The sequence below is a fragment of the Neobacillus sp. BF23-41 genome (genome assembly GCF_041106275.1).
In genome coordinates, this window is record NZ_JBGBPR010000005.1 from 189,385 (window position 1) to 210,536 (window position 21,152).

The following is a 21,152-nucleotide window of genomic DNA, read 5'->3' on the forward strand; positions in this document are numbered from 1 at the left end:
ATCAAAAATTTAACTAAAAAAGCCCTTATGGATATTTTCCATAAGGGTTTATTTGCTTTTTAATAGAGGTGTTTGTGGAGAACCAACTGTATACTCCTGCCATTCCAGCGGCATGAGCATTTGATACTGCCGCTCCAGGAATCGGTCATCAATCAATACGATGGTTCCGTGGTCCTCCTCCGAGCGAATCAACCTTCCCCCTGCTTGCAGCACTTTATTCATCCCAGGATATACGTAGGCATAGTCATAACCGTTTTTGTTTTTCTTAATAAAATGATCCTTAATGAGGTTCCGCTCAAAACAAAGTTGCGGCAATCCTACACCTACAACGACAACCCCATTTAAACGATCTCCAATTAAATCGACACCCTCCGAAAAAATACCGCCGAGGACAGCGAAGCCAAGTAATGTTTCTGTTTGATTGGGTTTAAATGCCGCCAAGAAAGCTTCCCTTTCAGTTTCGGTCATCCCTGATGCTTGGATGATCGTATTGGTTACTTGGTCTTGTTGCTTGAACTGATCATAAACAGTAAGTAAATACTGATAGGATGGGAAAAAGATGAAATAATTCCCAGGCCGGTTTTTAATCAAGGCTTGGATTGAAGATACAATTGAACGCTTTGTCTGTTCCCGGTCTCGGTAACGAGTAGATAATGGATTGATAAAGACGTCGACTTGGTCGCTTGAAAATGGTGAAGGGATGGATATTGCATAAGCATCGTCCTGCCCACCAAGGATTTCTTGATAATAGGATAAAGGTGACAATGTGGCCGAAAAGAATAATTTTGATCGATAGCCCTTCCCCATTTGTCTAAGAAGCTTTGAAGGATCAATGCAAAAAAGCTTCACGTGTAAATCGTTTTTAATTTTTTCGGCATAAACGACATAATGTTCATCAAGCAACTCGGTAATTTTAAAAAAATTATTTACCACAAAGTATGCTTCCAAAAGAGTTTGGGACGTTTCTGTTTGAAGAAACTGTTCTGCGCTTTCTACAAATTGAATCAGTTGTTCAATTAATTCTTCATCCAAATGATCAATGGTGAATTCATATTTATCTAGATTTTCTTTTTTGAGGGAAATAAACCAAGCATTTAGCTTGGTTGCAGCCTCATATATTACTTTATTGACACCTTTAAAATCCTTTTTCAATTGGAGAAATAATTCTTTGTTTAAGGTTGCTGAAAACATCTCACGCCCCCGGTCCACTAGATTATGTGCCTCATCGACTAGGAGTGCGGTATGTTTTTTTTGCTCTTCAAACAGACGTTTTAGCGATACCCGCGGGTCGAAAATATAATTGTAGTCACAGATGATACAGTCCACTGTATAGGCAAGGTCAATCGAAAATTCAAATGGACAGACCGTATGTTTTCTTGCATATATTTCAATTACTTCACGGGTCATGCCGGTTTCATTTGTTAGAATATCATGAATTGCGTCATTGATCCGATCATAATAGCCATTTGCAAATTCACAATAATCCTTTTGGCAAACAGTTTCCTCTTTAAAACAAACCTTGTCCTTTGCCGTAATGGTCAGCGTGTTGATACAAAGACCTGAAGAGCGCATTTTTTTAAACGCCTCTTCGGCAGTTGTACGGGTAATCGTTTTAGCCGTAAGGTAGAAAACTCGATTCAGAAGCCCCTCCCCGATTGCCTTTACTGATGGAAACAGTGTCGATATCGTCTTGCCGATTCCGGTTGGCGCTTTAGCGAACAGATTTTTTTCATCTAAAATCGTCTTATAAACCACCCCAGCTAATTTCCGCTGTCCCTCGCGATAGGAATCAAATGGGAAGGCTAGCTCATTACAGCTTCCATTTCGTTTTTCCCGATGCTCATGCAGCAGCTTAGCGTATGGGGCATAGTCTTCAATTATCATTCCAACAAATGCTTCTAGTTCTGAAATCTGACACTTCTTTTTATAATATGTTTTCACTTCTGTTTCAACATGGACATAGGTAAGTTGGACAAAGATTTCCTCTAACACCTTGTCCTTGGCATACATATAGGCATACATCTTTGCCTGCGCCCAGTGCACAGGATACCCTCCATTTTGTATATGCTCTGACATCTGGGAAAATGATTTGATTTCCTCGATGATCACTTCATCCCCACGAAACAATAACCCATCACACCTGCCATCAATAATGAAGGAAAGCTCTTCAAATGGGACTTCCGCACGGAAATACACTTCTTTTTGATCAGCTTCTTGATACGTTTTTTGAATTTTTTGATGAATCCTTGTCCCATCCAGAAGCGTCGATTGAGAGCGGAAACGTGAATCAATACTGCCGCTCTTGAAAACATGTTCAACGAGCGTTCTTACCGATATATGAATAGCCTCTGACATTGGCCCACCAACTTACTAGAAAATCAATCATGAGAATATATGTTTGCTACTTTAAATTATACCATATTTTCATAACCATCTGACAGCATCAAACGAAAGACAAGTCAAATAAAAAACAAGTAAGGACTAACCAGCCTCCTTACTTGTTCTTTTCTTGAAATGATTATGACCGAATTTGTCCAGTGCCACGGACAATCGCTTTTGTCGTTGTGAGTGCACGTAGCCCCATTGGTCCACGAGCATGAAGCTTTTGTGTGCTTATTCCAATTTCTGCCCCATATCCAAACTGCTCACCATCTGTGAACCGAGTCGATGCATTATGGTATAACACTGCTGCATCCACTGCCTGAAAAAACAAACCAACATTTTCTGGATTTTCACTGATAATTGCCTCAGAATGTTTTGTTCCATATTGATCGATATGGTCAATTGCTTCCTTCACATCACTTACCAGTTTTACCGCCAAAATTGGTGCTAAAAATTCTGAGCACCAATCTTCTTCTGTTGCTTGTTTTACAAATGAATAGGCGGAAGCTAATTCTTCATCTCCACGCAACTCCACCCCATGGTCATGAAGCGAACTTAATAATTCAGCTGCAAAAGGCCACTTTTTGTGAATAATTACGGTTTCGGCTGCATTACAAACAGATGGACGGTGCAATTTTGCATTAATTGCAATATCTATTGCCATCGTTTCATTTGCTGTTTCATCAATGAAAACATGACAGTTGCCTACACCCGTCTCCAAAACTGGAACCGTAGCGTTTTGGATCACTGATTGAATTAACCCCGCTCCGCCGCGTGGTATGAGAACATCTAGGTATTGATTCAATTTAAACATTTCTGAAGCTGTTTCACGGCTCGTGTCCTCCAATAGTTGAACGGCATCGACAGGTATTGCCGTTTCTGAAAGTGCCTTGCGCATTACATGGACAAGTGCCTTATTTGAATGAATGGCGGAAGAGCTCCCTCTTAAAAGAACTGCATTTCCAGCTTTTAAGCAAAGACTTCCCGCATCAACGGTAACATTGGGGCGTGCTTCATACACCATTCCAACCACCCCGAGCGGGACACGGATCATCTCTATTTGTAAACCATTCGGACGGTCCCATGCTTCGATTATTTCACCAATTGGATCCTTCAAATCAATTAACTGGCGAACTCCATCCACGATCTGCTCGATTCTTTCTTCTGTTAACATAAGTCGATCCAAAAGGGACGGTGAAAATCCATTTTCTTTTCCCGCTTCAATATCCTTGGCATTTTCAGAAATTAACCATTCTTTTTCAGTTAATAAATGGTCAGCCATCATCAATAACGCATTGTTTTTTTCTTCCGCTGACAGCATTCCCAATTGTTTAGCAGCTTTCTTTAATTTACTGGCTTTTTCTAACAACTCACTCATTCCGTTTCACTCCTTTGGCATTGTGACCCAATTGTCACGATGAATGACTTCTGCTTTTTTATTAATGGAATAATCCTTCGATTGTTCACTTGGCAAGCCTTTTACTTTTAGTAAATTCTTAGAAGAATAATAAATTTGGCCTTTCCCGACAATTTTGCCTTTTTGATTCTGGACAACGACCACATCTAAGGCGTTAAACTCACCAATGACATTCGTGACACCCACTGGAAGTAAACTTTTACCCTGGAACACAACGGCCTTTTCCGCGCCATCATCAATTTCGATCACACCACCGACCTGAGAGTGGTAAGCAATCCATTGTTTTCTCATTTGCATTTGCGTCTGGAATGGTCCGCCGATATAAGTCCCATCACCCTTACCAGTTAAAATATCAACCAGTTTTTCCTTTCCAGCACCAGTGCCGACGAAGACACTGACACCAAGGGAAAGAGCTTTTTTTGATGCTAGTAATTTTGATTTCATTCCACCTGTTCCAACAGAAGAACCACTTTCTCCGGCAACACCGAGGAGTTTTTCAGATATTTCAGGAATAAAATGATATTTTTTTGCCTCTTTCGATGATTTTGGATTGCCATCATATAAACCATTTACATCTGTTAAAATAATCAATGCATTCGCATGTAAAAAACCACTTACGAGCGCTGACAGCATATCATTGTCACCGAAAGTCAATTCCTCAATCGCAACCGAATCATTTTCATTAATGATTGGTAAAACACCTTTTTGAAGTAACTCATGAATGGTATTAAAGAGGTTATGAAACCGAACCTGGCTGTAAAAATCTTCACGAGTTAATAGGATTTGGGCTGGCACTATTGCAAACTCTTTAAATAACTGTATATAATTCTGCATCAACAACCCTTGTCCCACAGCTGCGGCCGCTTGTTTCCCAGCAACTGTCTTTGGACGAGATGGATATCCAAGTGAGCCAAATCCTGCTGCAACTGCTCCGGATGAAATAAGGAGAACATCATGCCCTTGCTCTTTCAAAAAGGCAAGTGCCTCTACATGGTCTCGTATTTTCTCTTCAGAAATTGTTCCTGAGGCATTCGTGAGCGAGCTGCTCCCAATCTTTACAACCACCAGCTGTTTTTTCATCGCATTCCGAACCTTTCTTTTTGTAAAATAAAAAAACGACTCTTCTGTCCTAAAAAAAGGACGGAAAGTCGTTTCCGCGGTACCACCTTTATTGATGCCATGCACCCACTTTAATCCCGTAACGAGGGTGACGGCTTATGTTTGCATAAGCAGCGTGTGAGGGCAGGTTCAGACTTTTTTCCGTGAGAAACCTTTCAGCCAACGGGTTTCACTCTCTATCACGTTCCAAAGATTTACTAATCCCAAACTGTTTTCGATTTATATTTCTTTGATTATCCTTAGAAATCGGATAAAAGTCAATAGAATATTTTAAATTATTGAAAAAAGAGCTAAATAGATTAGCTCTTTTAAATGAGTTTTTTATACCATTGCGCTGCTGCCTCAACTTCATCAAAGGTTAATTGATGTCCATTATGCTCCCAATGAAGATGGACCTTCGCCTGAGCCTGCTCCAACATCTTTTCGAGTTCACCTGATTCCAATGGTGAACAAATAGGATCATTTGTTCCAGCACCAATAAATACGGATGTTCCTGATAAATCAGGCAAAGAAATCCCTCTTAAAGGAACCATTGGATGATGGAGAATGGCTCCTTTTAATGCATCTTCATAATGAAACAACAAACTGGCAGCAATATTTGCACCATTTGAATACCCAATCACAATGACATTGTTTCGATCAAATTCATATTTTTTAGCTGCATCTTCTAGAAATTCATATAATTCTTTTGTGCGAAAAATAAGATCCTCTTCATCAAAAATACCCTCCGCTAATCTTCTGAAAAAACGCCGCATCCCATTTTCAAGGACATTTCCACGCACACTTAGAAAAGAAGCCTCCTCATCAATTTTCCCTGCTAAAGGAATCAAATCTAATTCTGTTCCGCCAGTCCCATGCAGCAATAAAAATGTTGGTTTGCTTGCGTCTTTCCCTTTTTGAAAAATATGTTTCATCGTGGTACGTCCCCTTCCTCAATCTAAAAAGTTTCCTTACAGTTATTGTTAGAAACTTGGCCATTTCCTAATCGTCCTAAAATGTTCATCACTTTTTTAATTATCTCGAATACGAGATAATAGTAATGCTAAATGATTTTTCCGTCAAATTTTTTGAAACCTTCCGATAAATAATAAAAAAGCACCCACGCAATGCTTACGTAATTACTACTTTTAACAAAATGCCAAGTGTGATTCCTAGAAACATTGAGGAAAGTGTTCCCAGCAAAAAATATTCTGCCCAGTCCCTGTCATCCATTTGTTTAAACCGGGCAATCGATTTGGCAGTGACAATAAATCCTATTGCTGGATAGGCACTATAAAACGTTAGCAATAAAACTAGTAATCTCTCAATATAGCCGATTAATTTGCCACGCGAAAGTTCATGCTTACTAAATATAGTATAATTGTATACCTCGGTTAATCCGTTTTTACCCCTATGTACAAACTCTGCTTCATTTCGTTCATTTTTAAATGTATATTTTCCCTCAAAGGTTAAAAGCTGGTTGGGTAAGGAGCCTAGGAGAATTTTGATCATATGCCCGCTTACACTTGTTGCTAAGATGACAATGATGACTATAAATAGGACGGAATCAATAAAATTCAGGTCCGATTGCTTCTGAAAAAAACGCTCAATTTTAAAATCAAAACACAACTGACATGCTAAAATAATTACTCCTAGATGCAGTAACTGATCTAGAACGAAGAAACCTAACCGCTTCATGTTTTCTTCGTTAGTCAATTTTATATTTTCAAACAGTTTAATCTTAAAAAAATCCACCAAAAGATGCGTCAGCACGATAACAATCAAGGGGATTAATAGGTTTTTAAGGACATTCTCAACATTGAACTTGAAAATCCAGAAACTGATTAGGACAAGTGCAGTCATTAAAAAATGGTGAACGATATGCTTTCGTAAATTCTTTCGTTTTTCAATGACCATGTCATCTGTTTGTAAATAAAAATCAGCAATTAAGTGCGCAATAACTAGACAGAAAAATAACATGGTTTCTCCTCTCTCTATGTTGGAATCTAAGAATCAATGAATGTATTCATTCTTCCCTTCAAATCATTCCGGATGCTTTTAGTTAATTTTTCATTTATCTGTTGTGGATTGTTTGTACATTCAGGGTAGGTCTTTTCCTGTAATGAATGCAGTATACTAATAATTTTTGAAAAAGTATCTAGGATTTCTTCACTATTTCCCTTTTTAAAATGGCTCGATATTGTAGGGGCCGTTCTCCCTAGAAGCTTTCCAATCGCCTTTTGCTGATTTAAAATAAGGTAGAGTGAACATACGAGCTCCTGAATTTCCGTTTGACTCCTAATAAATTTTAGCTGCAAATTTAATAACGTATTCATCAGTGTCTCAAATTCATTTCTGAACTGGTGATATGGTAACGAGTTATTCATATCACTTGGGTAAAACTGGTCCAGTTCAAACTTAAATAGCGTTCTGTTCTTTTCTTGTTTTATTAAATCATTTGCATATCTAGCCTGTTTGACTAATGGATGGATCCATTTTTCAAGATCTACTTCCTTTAATTCCTTTTCAATATCACCAAATGCCAAGCCAAAGTAAGGCATATGATCCTTGTATCTCCATATCCTGCTTACAAAAAATGCAATCGTATAAGCGGTCGAATAACCAGGTCCAACAAAAATAATTTCATCTCCAGCACGATGCTTTATTTGAATAGGACCAATATTCTTTGACCAACAAGTAATCCTGTCGACTAACTCATCCAAATAAACGGTGAGTTCCTCCCCCATTTTTTCTGATGAGGAATTGCTTACATCCAGTATAAAAATTGATATAGGATAATTCATTTTTTATCCCCTTTAACCAAATTAATTAGATTATATAATCTAATTTTAATTAAATTAGGTTATTATGTCAAACTATAGACAAATTAGTTCATTTAGTGAAATTATCATTCTGGTTATTTAAAAGTGGAGGGACTCCCCTCCACTTAAACTTATATTACAACTACTCCCGAGCCTGAAACTGTCCAATAAAATACTCACATACCTTCTCTGAATTGAGTCTGGCTGCAATATAAGGCGGTTGTACTCCTTTTGCCGCTTCAACCGGTAAACCTAACCACAAAAGCTGCTCATCAATCATGATAAATGGAAACGACAGGCTTTCGTGCAACAATTGATTTGGTTGCAACTCCGCCCAAGGCTCTCCTGAAAAGACAGTTAATTTTACAGAATGGCTCCTATTTTTCAGCTTATCCTTCCATTGTGCGGAAAGAAATGTTTGTTCTGGTAAAGAAATAATGATCGATGATCTAGCAGAATCAATGTCTCTGAATACTTTCTCTAACTTAAGTGCATGGATCCATTGCAATCTTGGGTGCTGATCCTTTATCCATTTTCCAATATCTTTTGTCCCGATAGTTTGCTGATTTCTTTCTTGATGTTCTACAAGCTGACGTATTGTTTTTCGATTATATACATGCTTCCGGATAAAGGATTGATTGCTGACATGAATGAACTTTCCCTTCGTTCTTGTGATCGCAACATTGATCAACCGTTCACTATCCTTGCCAGTTAGAAGCATCCCAGCCCGTGTTTGTGGCTCACTGTCAACGGTGTCAAAAACCATGACATCACGCTCACTGCCCTGGAATCTGTGTACGGTCGCAGCAATAATATCGGCTGCTAAGAGTTCTTGTTCATATAAATCTGATAGAATCAGCTCCATTAAATTGGCTTGAGCGCGGTATGGTGTGGCATATCCAATTGATTTTGACCCAGCCTGGTAGGATTCATGGATTAATTGAAAAGACAATAATACCTGCCACAAATTCAACCGTGAATTTGACCCCTTTTCTGTCATGCAATGTGCCCCAAGATGACTTGTATCAAGAAGTACCGCTGCCATTCCTGGAAAAGGGGCAAGGTCGACGATTCTTTTTCTACTTTTTAGAACACTTTCATGATCCCCCACAAGCGAATGATAAATAGTCTGATTCGTAAACGCAGAAATATCCGGGTGCATTCTCCGTTGCTCTTTTAATAAAAATAAGTGCGGATGAAGCATCCCATTCTTTACCCAATCGACAACGCCTGCCCGGTGGAAGATGTCCTCTTTTAGCCACATCGTGACTAACGGATCTCGAGAGGAGGCAATTGGTGGTAATTGTTTAAAATCGCCACAAATAATGACACGCTTTCCGAGTGAAGCAGCGAATGCCACCTGAGGAACATAAGCCATGCTGGCCTCATCAAGGATTACAATCTCAAATTCTTTTTCATAGATGGCTGAATCACCCGCTGCCTTAGCCAATGTTGTCCCGACAATAAACGCATCCTTGATAAATTCAAGTTCCTTTTGGCGAATCTTTTCGAGGACCCTGGCAATCTTGGTCTCAAGCTCTAGCAATTGATTTGTATCCCTTTTGCTGAAAGAACGGGCGATATCCTGTTTTAGTTTCCGTCTTTCCTCTATTAACATTTCTTTCTCTTCCGCAAGCTGAGGGTCTTCTTTCTGAAGGAGCTGGCTTGTTGTAACCGCTTCATGATGTACGAGCTGCTCTCCAGTATTGAAGCCATAGCGGAGAACATCCCCTTCACGGAACCGGTCTTTCTTTTTAATAAAGGTCGATATCTCATTAATTAAAACATCGACCGCTTGGTTACTGTGCGATAAAATCAACACTTTTTTTTCCTGAAAATACTTATTAGCAGCTACTCGAGCCAAGGTATAGGTTTTACCTGTTCCAGGTGGGCCCCAAACAAAGGTAACGGGGTTGTATTTGGAACGTAAAACTAACTCATGAACATTGCTTTTACTTTTTTCAACCGGATGCTTAGCAGGCATCGAAGGGTCCATCAACCGTTTCACTCTGATTCGTTTTTGCTTATTTTTTTTCATCTCATCGAGACGTTCAATGAGCTGGTCTAGCAGCTCCCAAGGATCGTGAAAAAGCTGCGCTTCAGGGATTAAATCTCCGAAAGATTGCTCCAAGGAGAGCATCACTCCTTTACCTTCTGAAGAAAGGACTCGTCCACTCAGTTTCATGCTTCCCCATTCAAGTCGAACCTGAGACCCAATCGGTATACGGATAGAAATAGCGGTATCAAAGTAGTATGTATAGGAACCTTCCGTTGAAAGCAACCTGCCATTTGAAACTTGAAATTTATTACTGCCAAATTTTTTTAAATGGAATATTTCATTTTGAAGAGCCTGCTGCCACTCTTTAATAAAATTTATCACTTTCATAAAAATAATCCCTTCTATATGCATATTCCCCACATATCTTAAATAAAAAAGACCATTGCGCTGCTTCCGAATATTATACATTAAATATATATGGAGGGATATTTCTTATGAGTAATTTTGATTTTCTACAAGTAAGCCGGAATTTTAAGAGTTATTATCAAACCCTACGGGATGTCCATTATTATCTAACGAATGATTCTGATTTAAGTGAGGAGGAATTGCAAGCCGTTTCTAAGGTAGTGAGTAAATTAATTTATGGATTTATTCGTATTAAAGGGACTTCTTTTAGAGAAATGGACCGCGAACAGTTCGAACAAGAATTTAATCTATTTCATCAGGATTTTCTAAAAGTCATCCAAACTAGCGGTGAAAATTATGTGGACTTTGATCAATTCACTGCTCTAATTGATGAAATAATTGGTATCGCTGTTAAGAGGACAAATGCACTTGGAAAAATTATAAAAGTAAAACAACAACCTTTAATCGAAGATGACGAAATGATTGAAGTAACTGAGGATGAAGCGGAATTAAGTAATGAAATTGAGGACAATGTTGCCGATGAAGAAGTGGTGGTTGAGGTGATCGAAGTAATGGATGAAATTAAAGAGGAAGTACCTGAAGTTAGAACTAATAGTTCTGAATTAAAAACTTTTAATACTGAATTAAAAACTTTTAATACTGAATTAAAAACTTTTAGTACTGATGATGAAACTCTAAGTACTGATGGTGAAATTCTAAGTACTGACGTTAAAACTTTTAGTACTGATGTTGAGACTCTGAGTACTGAGGTTGAAGGTGTCCAAGATGAAACTGGAAATGCTAAGAACAAAAAGCGGCAACAGGATATTGAAGTGATAGTAGCTGATGTAGTTAAGGAGGTTAAAGTGGCGGCTGTGATGCCTAAAAAAGTGAAAAATAATTTTGTGGATGCTGCCCCAGTTGTTAATACCTTTACCGATTATGAAAGTAGTGACGATTTCCGGTTTCGACCTAGAAGGAGAAAAAATAGATAACCTCTGAAAAAAAGAACCCATGAAATTTACATTTGTAAATACATGGGTTCTTTTTTTAATTTTATCTAATTTTCTGAAGTGACTCAGTAAGTGTTTTGATCAGGAAGGTTAAATCTACCTGCTTAATCGTTAATGGCGGTGCCAGTGTTAATACATTGTTATATCCTGCTACTGTTGCGCCATTTTTTCCGATGATTATTCCTTCCTGCTTACAATTGACGATAACCTGATTGACAAGGTCATTCTCCAATGGTTCCTTGGTCCGCTTATCCTTTACTAATTCAATTCCGATCAATAACCCTTTTCCACGGACATCGCCAACATGGGGATGGTCTTGTAAAAGATTCTTTAAATCATTTAAGAGTTGCTCCCCTAAATCACGGGAACGAACAAATAATTTTTCATTTTCCATAATTTCAAGATTTTTTAAGGCGAGCGCACAAGCAGCTGGATTTCCTCCAAACGTATTGACATGGCGGAAGTAATCATACTCCTCTGTGCCTTTAAATGCTTCGTAAATGTCTTTACGGACAGCTGTAGCGGAAAGGGGCAGGTACGCACTGGTAATCCCTTTTGCCATCGTTATGATGTCTGGCTTCACGCCATAGTTCATATACCCGAATGGCTTTCCTGTACGGCCGAAGCCACAAATAACCTCATCGACAATGAGCAGTGCTCCGTGTTTTTCACATACCTCTTTTGCCGCTTTCATATAGCCATCGGGCGGAATGAGGACACCACCTCCGGTAATAATCGGTTCCATAATCATTGCCGCAATTGTTTCACTTAACTCCCATGTCATGGTCCGGTCAATTTCTTTGACGGAAGACAATTCCTTCGGATCTCCTACATTCGTATCATCCCGGTAGGAATCCGGTGGTGAGACATGAATAAAACCTGGTGCAAGCGGTTCGTACTTGTATTTTCTTTGCGCTTGCCCGGTGGCAGCCAAGGCCCCCATAGAATTCCCGTGATACGCTCGATAGCGGGAGACAATTTTGTAACGATTTTGTTCACCCTTTTGCTGATGGTACTGTCTTACTATTTTAAAGGCGGTTTCGTTTGCCTCAGAGCCGCTGTTTGAGAAAAAGATGACATATTCATCACCTAACATCTGATTCAGCTTTTCTGCTAGTTTAATTGCTGGAACATGGCTTTGTGAAAGTGGAAAATAGGCCATTTCCTTCAGTTGTTCATAGGCCGCTTCGGCAAGCTCGGTCCTGCCGTAACCGACGTTCACACACCAAAGGCCTGCCATCGCATCTAAGTAACGTTTCCCGTCGGCATCAGTCACCCATGACCCTTCAGCCTTGGCTGCAACGATTGTGGCTTTAGGGTTATAAGGCTTCATTGAGTGCCATACATATTTATCATCCTGCTCCAATAAAGTTTCCTGTGGACGACTTGTTTGAACCATCGTGCTTCCCTCCATTTCAAAAAATTGGTGCCAGACACCAAAAGTAATATTGCCACTTGCTTAACCGTCAAAACGAGAGGTGATCATTTTTTTGCGCGTATAGAAATTTAAGCCGTCTTTCCCGTTTACATGCATGTCACCATAGAAGGAATCCTTCCAGCCCGAAAATGGGAAGAATGCCATTGTTGCCGGTACGCCAACATTAATGCCAAGCATACCTGCTTCTGCTTCTTCACGGAATTGACGGATCGCTTTCGCATTGTTCGTATAGATGGTTGCGCCGTTGCCATACCTGGACTTTCGAATATATTCCAACCCTTCGTCTAAATCATTGGCACGTAGGAGACTTAATACCGGGGCAAAGAGTTCCTCCTTGGCAATTGTCATTTCAGGTGTGACGTGATCAAAAATAGTAGGTCCCAAGAAATTTCCTTCTGGGAGCTCATCCATTTCTCTGCGTCCATCCCTAATCAAATCAGCGCCTTCCGCAAGGCCTTTTTCAATAAAGCCAAGTACTTTTTCACGGTGTTCCCTCCGGATAATCGGTGTTAATAACACTTCATCATCCATTCCGTTACCAATGATTAGTTCATCTGCCTTTTTCTTTAATGCAGCTACAAACGGCTCATTATCACCGACAACAACAACTGCACTGCAGGCCATACAACGTTGTCCCGCACTTCCAAACGTAGAAGTTATCACATGTTGGACAGCCTTATCCATATCTGCATCAGGCATGACAATATGATGATTTTTAGCTCCAGATAGGGCTTGAACTCTCTTTCCTTCTGCAGCAGCTCGCTGATAAACATACTTTGCAACAGGTTGTGAGCCAACAAATGAAATGGCCGCAATGTCCATATGCTCGATTAAGCCATTGACAACATCATGAGCACCGTGGACCACATTTAACACGCCTTTTGGTGCACCAGCTTCCATGAATAACTCTGCTAATCTATTAGCTAATATTGGTGTGCGTTCAGATGGCTTCAGCACAAACGTATTACCACAAGCGATCGCTAGAGGGAACATCCATAGCGGGACCATCATCGGGAAGTTAAAGGGTGTAATCCCGCCGACAACCCCTACAGGGTAACGGAACATTTCGGAATCAATATCTTCAGCAATACCTGATAACGTTTCTCCCATCATTAACGTTGGAGCACCTGATGCAAATTCAACACACTCAATCCCGCGCTGAACCTCACCGTAAGCTTCTTTGTATGCCTTTCCATTTTCTAGCACAATTAATCTTGCTAATTCTTTATGGTTTTCAGTTAACAGATGGTGGTATTTAAAAAGAATTCTGGCTCTTTTTGGAACCGGGACATTCTTCCACTCCTTAAATGCAGCCTTAGCCGCTGCCACTGCTAGATTTACATCCTCTTTCGTTGACACAGGCACCTTTGTTAACAGCTCATTCGTAGCAGGATTGGGTACATCTAGTGTTTGGACGCTGTTCGAGTTCACCCATTCACCGTTAATGAAATTTTTTAAAATGGCCGTATCTTTTTTAGTTACACTCATATATCTAACCTCCTAAATTTTTTATATATAGTGCTTTGAATTTTCTACCTTGATAGCCTTATAATCTCATTATCTCGTATCTAAACCATGCTTTCATTAGACGAAATGTTAATTGAGGCGAACCAATTCTTTGACGATTTGAATAGTCAATTGGACATTTATTCTGTTTTTCTGAAACTGGTATTGCTTGTATTTTGTTGGGAAGCTGATAAGTAATCTTGGACAAGTAGCATGAATTCGATAGCTACTCGTTTTTCATGTTCCATAAAGTCTTCTCCCAGAATGTTTTCAAGCTTTTGTAGGCGATGGTACAGGGTTTGCCTGACAATAAAAAGCTTGCTTGCGGCTTCTTGTTTTGATCCATTACATTCTAAATAGACCTTTAATGTCTCTAGCAGCTTGCCATTATATTTTTGATCATATTGAATAACAGGCTGTAAATACTCTGCTGCAATCTCTTTTAGGTTAACGTGTTTACTCATTTGTGAAATAAGACGATATAAATGCAGATCCTCATAAAAATAATAGGTCGCTTTATTGGTCATCTTTTGCTGTATTCGCTGAGTTTCCTTCGCTGTGAGATAACTTTTATGTACTTCATTTAAATTTCCAATAAAATTTCCTACCGCAATCAAGATTTTTGCTGAGCACTGTTTTCTAATAAACTCTGATTCGGTAATGGATTCAATTGCCTTCTTAATCCGTTCCTTTACATTCTTTTTCATCCGATTATTTACAAGAATGAATGTAAGCTCATTCCTTTTTTCAACAGGAAACACAGTAAAGCCATTCTGTTCAAATACCGAGCGAAATAATAACTTTAAATAGGTAACATCTTGGGTTATTTTTTCTTTTAGAGGAATAAGCTTTGTGATTAAGACCACTGCTTCATTCGTTTTTGTTTTAATCCCGTTCTGGGTAAAATATTCACTAATGCTTTCGAGTGAATGTTCACCCTCAAGCCAGCCGTAAAGCCACTCAAACTCCTCGACGCGTTTTTTTTCTTCGACATACATTTCCCTTAATAAATGCTGGGCCAGTGCTGTTGCGGTACGATCCAAAATCAATAAATCGTATTCACTGATAGGGATATCCTCTGAATAAATAAATAACTCTGCATATTCTTGACCAAACAAGAATATAGGGGCAGACGCTATATGATCACATGATTGTATTTCGGTCCCTTCAAGCTGGGTCATTAGTTTTTTTTGTTCAGTTTGACTAATTTCCGGGACAAATTCATAGTCCAGATTCTTTAAGCGAAAAATAATTTGTAAGTCCAATGCAGAAAAAATGCATTGAAGAATATCACCATAACTCTCCATCGTTAGAAGTCGTTTATTTAAGCTTTGTGAGTAATGCTCTAAATCTGAAATCTTCTGGTATTGCTGATTAATAATGATTGAGTGGATGTCTTGAGTAATTTTCACAAACGGAACTTCCTGTGTAAAAATAATAATCGGAAATTGATGTTCATTAGCAATATCTATGACTTCCGCTGGGATGGCTGTCATGTATGTCCCCATTTCAATACATAAACCAGCTGCATTGTTTTCAAGAAATTCCATTATCATCGAAACAAATAAATCGGTATTATCTTTCCAGGCAACGCCTGTTGCTAGAATAAGTTCATCTCCATTAAGAAGATTTCGAATACTGGTGACCTCGACGATATGAACCCATTTGACGAATCGATGAATACCGTCTTCCCCAGCGATAACCCGTGCATTTTCAAAATACTTTCGATTTAAAATATCTGCCACCGTTAATTGAAAATGTTCTTTCATCATTTGGCTCTCCTCGCAAAAGTGAAAACAGATTGAATAGGTGAAAAAGGATTGGTCCTGCAACCAATCCTTTCACTAAATATCTAGAGTATTATCGGGAAGTATACTTTTATTTCACTAAGCATTGACTCAAATTCATTTCGATCTAGAAAGTCTTCAGACTGCCAATTTTCCATGATCCAGGCCACTAATTCTTTAGGAGAGTTGAAATACTCACCGCTAGAATCAGATTTTCGTATCGTATAACGTCCATTGTCTTCGTCTATCGTGACTACACAAGGGTACGCATTATCCTTCGATCTTAAATAGAATTCCAACCTTCCCACCCCTATTATTATCTTTTAACACTTAGCACTCACGAACTTGTGTGATTCTGCTTCAATAAAAGACTAGTAAAATATTTTCGTGCATTTGCTGTTCCAATCAAAAGTGTTTCAAATACATTTCCTTTGGGATGTAAAAATTCCACAGTAGCCCCATTTAAATGTTCTTTAACACCATTTATGCGATAGCCCTTCTGAATAAGGAAATCAATTTTGTCTCTTTCATCTAGAAATTGCTGATAATCTGACATCCAATCTCCCCCTTTTAATTTCATAAACTATTTGTTATATCCCCCCTGCCCAAAATGGGAACTTCGGACCGCCCACGTTTGAAAAAATGGTTGCTGCTGGCACAACATTTGCTGCCGTAATGGTCGACCACTGGGCTAGGACAATCATTAACAGTAATATAGCAAGGATAAAGCCGCTTGCTGCCTTTTGAGTGCGACCACTGGATCAGCGTTTAATACGGCAATATAGGAAATCGCACCAATGACAATCATAAATGTTTGTGTAAGTGGCATTGCGACAAGGTTCCCCATTAAAGAAGTTCTATTTCGCTTAAACTAGTTCTTTTCATTTTTTGGTGCCTTGAAGAAGCGTGAAATAGTGGGAATATCTGCACTTAATGTCGCCCAAAAACCCATATTACTAAAAATAACAACTAAAAAGGCTGAAAAAGCAGCGCCGCCGGTTACAGGGGACTAGACCCAACTCCAGACCTCTCTGCCCGCAGCTGTTGCCTGACAAATTCAACAAACCGTCAACATACAATTAATCAAGCAATTGCTCAGCAAATCTGAGCAATTGCAGATAGGAGTAGTTCGATTAGTGTTTAAGTGAAGCTAAGATAATTAGCTAGATAGATAGTGTTTCACTTTGGTTTACTAGTGTATTTTTATTATATTTTTCCCTCTTCAAATATTGGCCAGAACCTGGTTTTCCAACAAATTGCTTGTCGCGAACAACAAATTGCCCACGTGACAACACCGAAACCGGCTCGCCGGTTACCTTCATACCTTCAAACGCATTGTAATCGACAGCCATATGATGTGTTTCGGCCGAAATCACACGTTCGATATTCGGATCAAAGATAACAAGGTCTGCATCTGCACCAATGGTGATTGTCCCTTTTTTCGGGAATAAGCCAAAAAGTTTTGCGCTGCGGGTTGAGGTAATATCAACAAATTGATTTAGACTAATCCGTCCCTTCTTGACCCCCTCAGAGAATAATACCGACAAACGATCTTCAATAATTGGACCGCCGTTTGGTATTTTAGTAAAATCATCTCTTCCTAAATCCTTTTGCCCTTTAAAATCAAAGGAACATTGGTCAGAACCAATCGTTTGCAATTGACCACTCTTCAAAGCATTCCAAAGAACATCCTGATTCCACTTCTCTCTTAATGGCGGTGACCAAACATATTTAGCTCCTTCAAAATTAGGCTTTTCTAAATAGTCTTGATCAAGGACTAAATATTGAGGACAGGTTTCTCCCCAGACATCAAAGCCCTTGCTTCGGGCTATCGCTATTTGTTCCACTGCATCTGCACAAGAGACATGTACTACGTATAGCTGTGAATTGGCAAGTCCCGTAAATTTTGCTGCACGCCCTGTAGCTTCGCCCTCTAATTCCTGCGGTCTCGTTAGTGCGTGATAAATCGGGGCCGTTTTCCCTTCATCAAGGGCTTTTTTCGTTAAGTAATCAATGACATCCCCATTTTCTGCATGGACCATGACCAAGGCTCCGTGTTCTTTTGCAGAGATAAGTGTCTTGAACAATGTTTCATCATCCGCTTGAAATACATTTTTGTAAGCCATAAATACCTTAAAAGAGGTAATTCCTTCTTCAGTAATAACTTGAGGGAGCTCACTGAGAACATTCTCGTTGATTTCTGAGATCATTAAGTGGAAACCATAATCAATAACAGCTTTTTCTCCTGATTTATCATGCCATGTTTGAATCGCATTTTTCAGCGGCTCCCCCTTATTCGTTAAGCAAAAATCAATAACCGTTGTCGTTCCACCAAAGGCAGCAGCAATGGTCCCTGATTCGAAATCATCCTTTGTCACCGTTCCACCAAATGGCATATCGAGATGGGTGTGTGGATCGATCCCTCCAGGAAAAACAAAACAGCCTTTCGCATCGATTATTTCCGCGCCTGTCGCTGATAGATCCGTCCCGATTTGTGATATTTTACCATCTTCAATTAATATTTCTGCTTGGTATGTGTCTGTAGCCGTGACAATGGTTCCGTTTTTGATAATTTTTTTCATCAATAATTCCCTCCATATCTTCTACTTGGTTAGATCTGCTTTACATTCTACAACTCCACTTAAGGCAGCCTGTCGTTCATTCCAAGTCATCGGCGGCAGTTCTCTTGCTGCTTCGACCATATCAATCGCCCCATCTACAGGACATACGATCGAACATAAATTACAACCGACACAATCCTCTTCCCTCACTTTGAGGAAGCTCTTTCCATTTGCGTCCGTCAACATATCGATACATTGATGCGAGGTATCTTCGCAGGCAATATGACACTTATTGCAATTGATACAGACATCGTTATTGATTTTTGCGACGATATTGTAATTTAAATCCAAGTTGCCCCAATCCGAGTATCTAGGCACGGATTTTCCGATGATTTCAGTCACAGAGGCAATTCCTTTACTATCTAGATAATTGCTGAGTCCTTCAATCATATCTTCAACGATTCGGAACCCATGGTGCATGGCGGCCGTACAAATTTGAACGCCAGCGGCTCCCATCAACATAAATTCAACGGCATCCCTCCAATTGGAAATACCGCCAATCCCCGAAATTGGCACGTTAATATGCGGATGTCTTGCACATTCAGCGACCATGTTTAAGGCAATCGGCTTAACTGCAGGTCCGCAATAGCCGCCGTGTGCACCCTTTCCGGCCACATGTGGAATCGTATTCCATGAATCGAGATCAACACCCATGAGACTGTTAATCGTATTGATCATACTGATCGCGTCCGCACCGCCATTGCAGGCAGCTTCTGCGGTCGCCGTAATATCAGTGATATTTGGCGTTAATTTTACAATCACAGGTGTCTTTGCAACTTCTTTCACCCAAAAGGTCTGACGCTCAACAAGTGCAGGGACCTGGCCCGAAGCCGAACCCATGCCGCGCTCTGCCATCCCGTGGGGACAGCCAAAATTCAACTCAAGTCCATCAACACCGACATCCTCCACACGTTTAACGATTTCATGCCACTTTTCCTGCTTTGGTTCCACCATTAACGAAGCAATGATCGCATGGTTAGGAAATCGCTTTTTGGTTTCATAGATTTCTTTTAAATTGACATCTAAAGGTCGGTCGGTGATTAGTTCAATATTATTGAAACCGGCCACCCTTTGTCCGTTAAAACTAATTGCAGCAAACCTTGATGATACATTCAAAATAGGATCACCCAATGTTTTCCAGACTGCCCCGCCCCAACCAGCATCAAAGGCTCTTTGTACCTGATAGCCAGAGTTGGTAGGCGGTGCTGATGCCAGCCAGAACGGGTTAGGAGATTTTATCCCTGCAAGATTAATACGTAAATCAGCCATCTATTTTTCTCCCCTTTTTATCAAATAAGAAGTTATTTTGCCGTTCCGACAACAGAATATTGTTTATGAATGGCATAGGCCACATCTTTTCCCTGTTGCGCAGCGGTTACGACCATGGCGTCCCCATTCCCCTTACCAAACACAACATCTCCGCATCCAAACACTTTGGGATTGGAGGTTTGGAACGTTTCTTGATTTACCTTGACAACCCCGCCATCATGGCTAAGATCGAACCCTTCAATTAACTTCAGGTGTCTGGTTTGACCGATTGCTTTTACCACAGCATCGACAGGAAGTACATATTCGGAACCCTCGATTGCTACAGGTCTGCGCCGTCCATCTTTTTCTGGATCCCCAAGTTTCATTTTGATACACTCTATTCCGGTTACCTTCCCGGTTTCATCACCGATAATCCTTTTTGGTGCTGTTAACCAGCGGAATTCCACACCGTCTTGTTTGGCAAAATCATATTCAAATTCATAGGCCGTCATTTCTTCTTCCGTTCTCCGGTATAAGATTTTGACGTTTTCAGCTCCTAACCGAACGGAACAAGTCGCACCATCAATCGCGGTATTCCCAGCACCAATTACGACAACCCGTTTTCCAACAAACTCTTCGGATAACTGGCCACTTTTTGTTGCCTTGACAAATTCAATCGCATCAAATACACCCGCTAAGTTTTCGCCTTCAACACCCAGGTTTGGAACATGTGCCATACCTATTGCTAATACTATATAATCAAAATTTTCAGTAATTTCTTCGGCTGAAATATCCTTGCCGACCATTGTGTTCGTTTTAATGGTTACATTCAATTTCTCAACCTGCTCTACTTCCCAGAAGGAAATTCTTTGAGGTAAACGGAAAGAGACAATTCCATACGTATTTAAGCCGCCTGCTTTCTCGGCCCCCTCAAATATTGTAACCTCGTATCCCAATCTCGCCAGTTCCCTTGCCGCCGATAGTCCAGCCGGACCACCGCCGATGACAGCAACTGTTCGTCCATTCGCTTGACCTGGTCGAAAAAGTACTTGCTCATTTGTCATTGCCCAATCCGTAGCATATCTTTGTAGATTGCCTATCATAATCGGCTTGGTTGAATGATTTAGGACGCAAGCACCTTCACATAGTTCATCGGTTGGACAAACCCTAGAACAGCTTGCACCAACTGGATTTGAAGACATGATTGTTTTAGCGGAACCTAGTAAGTTTCCTGAGGCAATTTTTTTAATAAAGGTTGGAATATCAATACCTGTCGGGCAGGCCTTTATACATGGAGCATCATAGCAATAGAGGCACCGATTGGATTCTTCAACAGCTTCTTGGTTTGTCAGTCCCTGCTCCACCTCTAGAAAGTTCTTTTCAAGATTGGATAAGGATATACGCTGCATTTTTTCA

At 40.0% G+C, this 21,152-nt stretch carries 16 protein-coding genes and 1 pseudogene; 1 reads left to right on the top strand and 16 read right to left on the bottom strand.

The window, feature by feature from the left end; genetic code table 11:
- Positions 1-48: 48 nt before the first annotated feature.
- The 7 genes from AB7942_RS10885 to AB7942_RS10915 all read right to left on the bottom strand — a co-directional run bounded on the left by AB7942_RS10885 (position 49) and on the right by AB7942_RS10915 (position 10,105).
- Positions 49-2,355 (bottom strand): ATP-dependent DNA helicase, encoded by a 2,307-nt coding sequence (locus tag AB7942_RS10885; protein WP_369446862.1) that lies wholly within the window; start codon positions 2,353-2,355, stop codon positions 49-51.
- A 163-nt stretch (positions 2,356-2,518) separates the two neighbouring features.
- A complete protein-coding gene (locus tag AB7942_RS10890) occupies positions 2,519-3,760 on the bottom strand; it encodes a glutamate-5-semialdehyde dehydrogenase (protein ID WP_369446863.1) in 1,242 nt (413 codons plus the stop codon).
- A 6-nt stretch (positions 3,761-3,766) separates the two neighbouring features.
- Positions 3,767-4,879, bottom strand: coding sequence for a glutamate 5-kinase (gene proB, locus AB7942_RS10895; protein WP_088090457.1), 1,113 nt, complete (start codon positions 4,877-4,879; stop codon positions 3,767-3,769).
- 347 nt (positions 4,880-5,226) lie between these two features.
- Positions 5,227-5,832, bottom strand: coding sequence for an alpha/beta hydrolase (locus tag AB7942_RS10900; RefSeq protein WP_369446864.1), 606 nt, complete (start codon positions 5,830-5,832; stop codon positions 5,227-5,229).
- Positions 5,833-6,028: 196 nt separating this feature from the next.
- Positions 6,029-6,877 carry a DUF3307 domain-containing protein gene (locus AB7942_RS10905; RefSeq protein ID WP_369446865.1) on the bottom strand — a complete coding sequence of 283 codons (849 nt, stop codon included), beginning with the start codon at positions 6,875-6,877 and terminating at the stop codon, positions 6,029-6,031.
- A gap of 26 nt (positions 6,878-6,903) precedes the next feature.
- Positions 6,904-7,701 carry a hypothetical protein gene (locus AB7942_RS10910; protein ID WP_369446866.1) on the bottom strand — a complete coding sequence of 266 codons (798 nt, stop codon included), beginning with the start codon at positions 7,699-7,701 and terminating at the stop codon, positions 6,904-6,906.
- Positions 7,702-7,861: 160 nt separating this feature from the next.
- Entirely contained in the window at positions 7,862-10,105 is a 2,244-nt protein-coding gene (locus AB7942_RS10915; RefSeq protein ID WP_369446867.1) for an AAA domain-containing protein, read from the bottom strand.
- 107 nt (positions 10,106-10,212) lie between these two features.
- On the opposite strand from AB7942_RS10915, the gene AB7942_RS10920 reads away from it, so the two are divergent.
- Positions 10,213-11,118 carry a hypothetical protein gene (locus tag AB7942_RS10920; protein ID WP_369446868.1) on the top strand — a complete coding sequence of 302 codons (906 nt, stop codon included), beginning with the start codon at positions 10,213-10,215 and terminating at the stop codon, positions 11,116-11,118.
- A 61-nt stretch (positions 11,119-11,179) separates the two neighbouring features.
- On the opposite strand, the gene AB7942_RS10925 is transcribed toward AB7942_RS10920, so the two are convergent.
- From AB7942_RS10925 to AB7942_RS10965, 9 genes and pseudogenes are all read right to left on the bottom strand, one after another.
- Positions 11,180-12,535 carry an aspartate aminotransferase family protein gene (locus AB7942_RS10925; protein WP_369446869.1) on the bottom strand — a complete coding sequence of 452 codons (1,356 nt, stop codon included), beginning with the start codon at positions 12,533-12,535 and terminating at the stop codon, positions 11,180-11,182.
- Between the two features lie 60 nt (positions 12,536-12,595).
- Positions 12,596-14,062, bottom strand: a complete 1,467-nt coding sequence (locus AB7942_RS10930) for a CoA-acylating methylmalonate-semialdehyde dehydrogenase (protein ID WP_369446870.1) — start codon at positions 14,060-14,062, stop codon at positions 12,596-12,598.
- Positions 14,063-14,220: 158 nt separating this feature from the next.
- Positions 14,221-15,849: a PucR family transcriptional regulator gene (locus AB7942_RS10935; protein WP_369446954.1), complete on the bottom strand. Its 1,629-nt coding sequence runs from the start codon at positions 15,847-15,849 to the stop codon at positions 14,221-14,223.
- Between the two features lie 83 nt (positions 15,850-15,932).
- Positions 15,933-16,166 (bottom strand): hypothetical protein, encoded by a 234-nt coding sequence (locus tag AB7942_RS10940; RefSeq protein ID WP_168243998.1) that lies wholly within the window; start codon positions 16,164-16,166, stop codon positions 15,933-15,935.
- Positions 16,167-16,204: 38 nt separating this feature from the next.
- Positions 16,205-16,423 (bottom strand): hypothetical protein, encoded by a 219-nt coding sequence (locus AB7942_RS10945; RefSeq protein ID WP_088087879.1) that lies wholly within the window; start codon positions 16,421-16,423, stop codon positions 16,205-16,207.
- A gap of 43 nt (positions 16,424-16,466) precedes the next feature.
- Positions 16,467-16,915 (bottom strand): annotated as a pseudogene (locus tag AB7942_RS10950) (cytosine permease); the annotation flags it as partial.
- A 115-nt stretch (positions 16,916-17,030) separates the two neighbouring features.
- Positions 17,031-18,449 (bottom strand): dihydropyrimidinase, encoded by a 1,419-nt coding sequence (hydA, locus tag AB7942_RS10955; protein WP_369446871.1) that lies wholly within the window; start codon positions 18,447-18,449, stop codon positions 17,031-17,033.
- Positions 18,450-18,470: 21 nt separating this feature from the next.
- On the bottom strand, positions 18,471-19,757 hold the full coding sequence (gene preA, locus AB7942_RS10960) for an NAD-dependent dihydropyrimidine dehydrogenase subunit PreA (protein WP_369446872.1): 1,287 nt from the start codon (positions 19,755-19,757) through the stop codon (positions 18,471-18,473).
- Between the two features lie 32 nt (positions 19,758-19,789).
- On the bottom strand, positions 19,790-21,145 hold the full coding sequence (locus tag AB7942_RS10965) for an NAD(P)-dependent oxidoreductase (protein ID WP_088090458.1): 1,356 nt from the start codon (positions 21,143-21,145) through the stop codon (positions 19,790-19,792).
- Positions 21,146-21,152 lie beyond the last annotated feature (7 nt).

What these genes read in the sequence shown, in the direction of transcription:
- AB7942_RS10945 (WP_088087879.1), bottom strand. Translation starts at nt 16,423, where the DNA reads ATGTCAGATTATCAGCAATTTCTAGATGAAAGAGACAAAATTGATTTC.
- AB7942_RS10915 (WP_369446867.1), bottom strand. Translation starts at nt 10,105, where the DNA reads ATGAAAGTGATAAATTTTATTAAAGAGTGGCAGCAGGCTCTTCAAAAT.
- AB7942_RS10885 (WP_369446862.1), bottom strand. Translation starts at nt 2,355, where the DNA reads ATGTCAGAGGCTATTCATATATCGGTAAGAACGCTCGTTGAACATGTT.
- AB7942_RS10935 (WP_369446954.1), bottom strand. Translation starts at nt 15,849, where the DNA reads ATGAAAGAACATTTTCAATTAACGGTGGCAGATATTTTAAATCGAAAG.
- AB7942_RS10890 (WP_369446863.1), bottom strand. Translation starts at nt 3,760, where the DNA reads ATGAGTGAGTTGTTAGAAAAAGCCAGTAAATTAAAGAAAGCTGCTAAA.
- hydA (WP_369446871.1), bottom strand. Translation starts at nt 18,449, where the DNA reads ATGAAAAAAATTATCAAAAACGGAACCATTGTCACGGCTACAGACACA.
- AB7942_RS10920 (WP_369446868.1), top strand. Translation starts at nt 10,213, where the DNA reads ATGAGTAATTTTGATTTTCTACAAGTAAGCCGGAATTTTAAGAGTTAT.
- proB (WP_088090457.1), bottom strand. Translation starts at nt 4,879, where the DNA reads ATGAAAAAACAGCTGGTGGTTGTAAAGATTGGGAGCAGCTCGCTCACG.
- AB7942_RS10930 (WP_369446870.1), bottom strand. Translation starts at nt 14,062, where the DNA reads ATGAGTGTAACTAAAAAAGATACGGCCATTTTAAAAAATTTCATTAAC.
- preA (WP_369446872.1), bottom strand. Translation starts at nt 19,757, where the DNA reads ATGGCTGATTTACGTATTAATCTTGCAGGGATAAAATCTCCTAACCCG.
- AB7942_RS10900 (WP_369446864.1), bottom strand. Translation starts at nt 5,832, where the DNA reads ATGAAACATATTTTTCAAAAAGGGAAAGACGCAAGCAAACCAACATTT.
- AB7942_RS10925 (WP_369446869.1), bottom strand. Translation starts at nt 12,535, where the DNA reads ATGGTTCAAACAAGTCGTCCACAGGAAACTTTATTGGAGCAGGATGAT.
- AB7942_RS10910 (WP_369446866.1), bottom strand. Translation starts at nt 7,701, where the DNA reads ATGAATTATCCTATATCAATTTTTATACTGGATGTAAGCAATTCCTCA.
- AB7942_RS10965 (WP_088090458.1), bottom strand. Translation starts at nt 21,145, where the DNA reads ATGCAGCGTATATCCTTATCCAATCTTGAAAAGAACTTTCTAGAGGTG.
- AB7942_RS10905 (WP_369446865.1), bottom strand. Translation starts at nt 6,877, where the DNA reads ATGTTATTTTTCTGTCTAGTTATTGCGCACTTAATTGCTGATTTTTAT.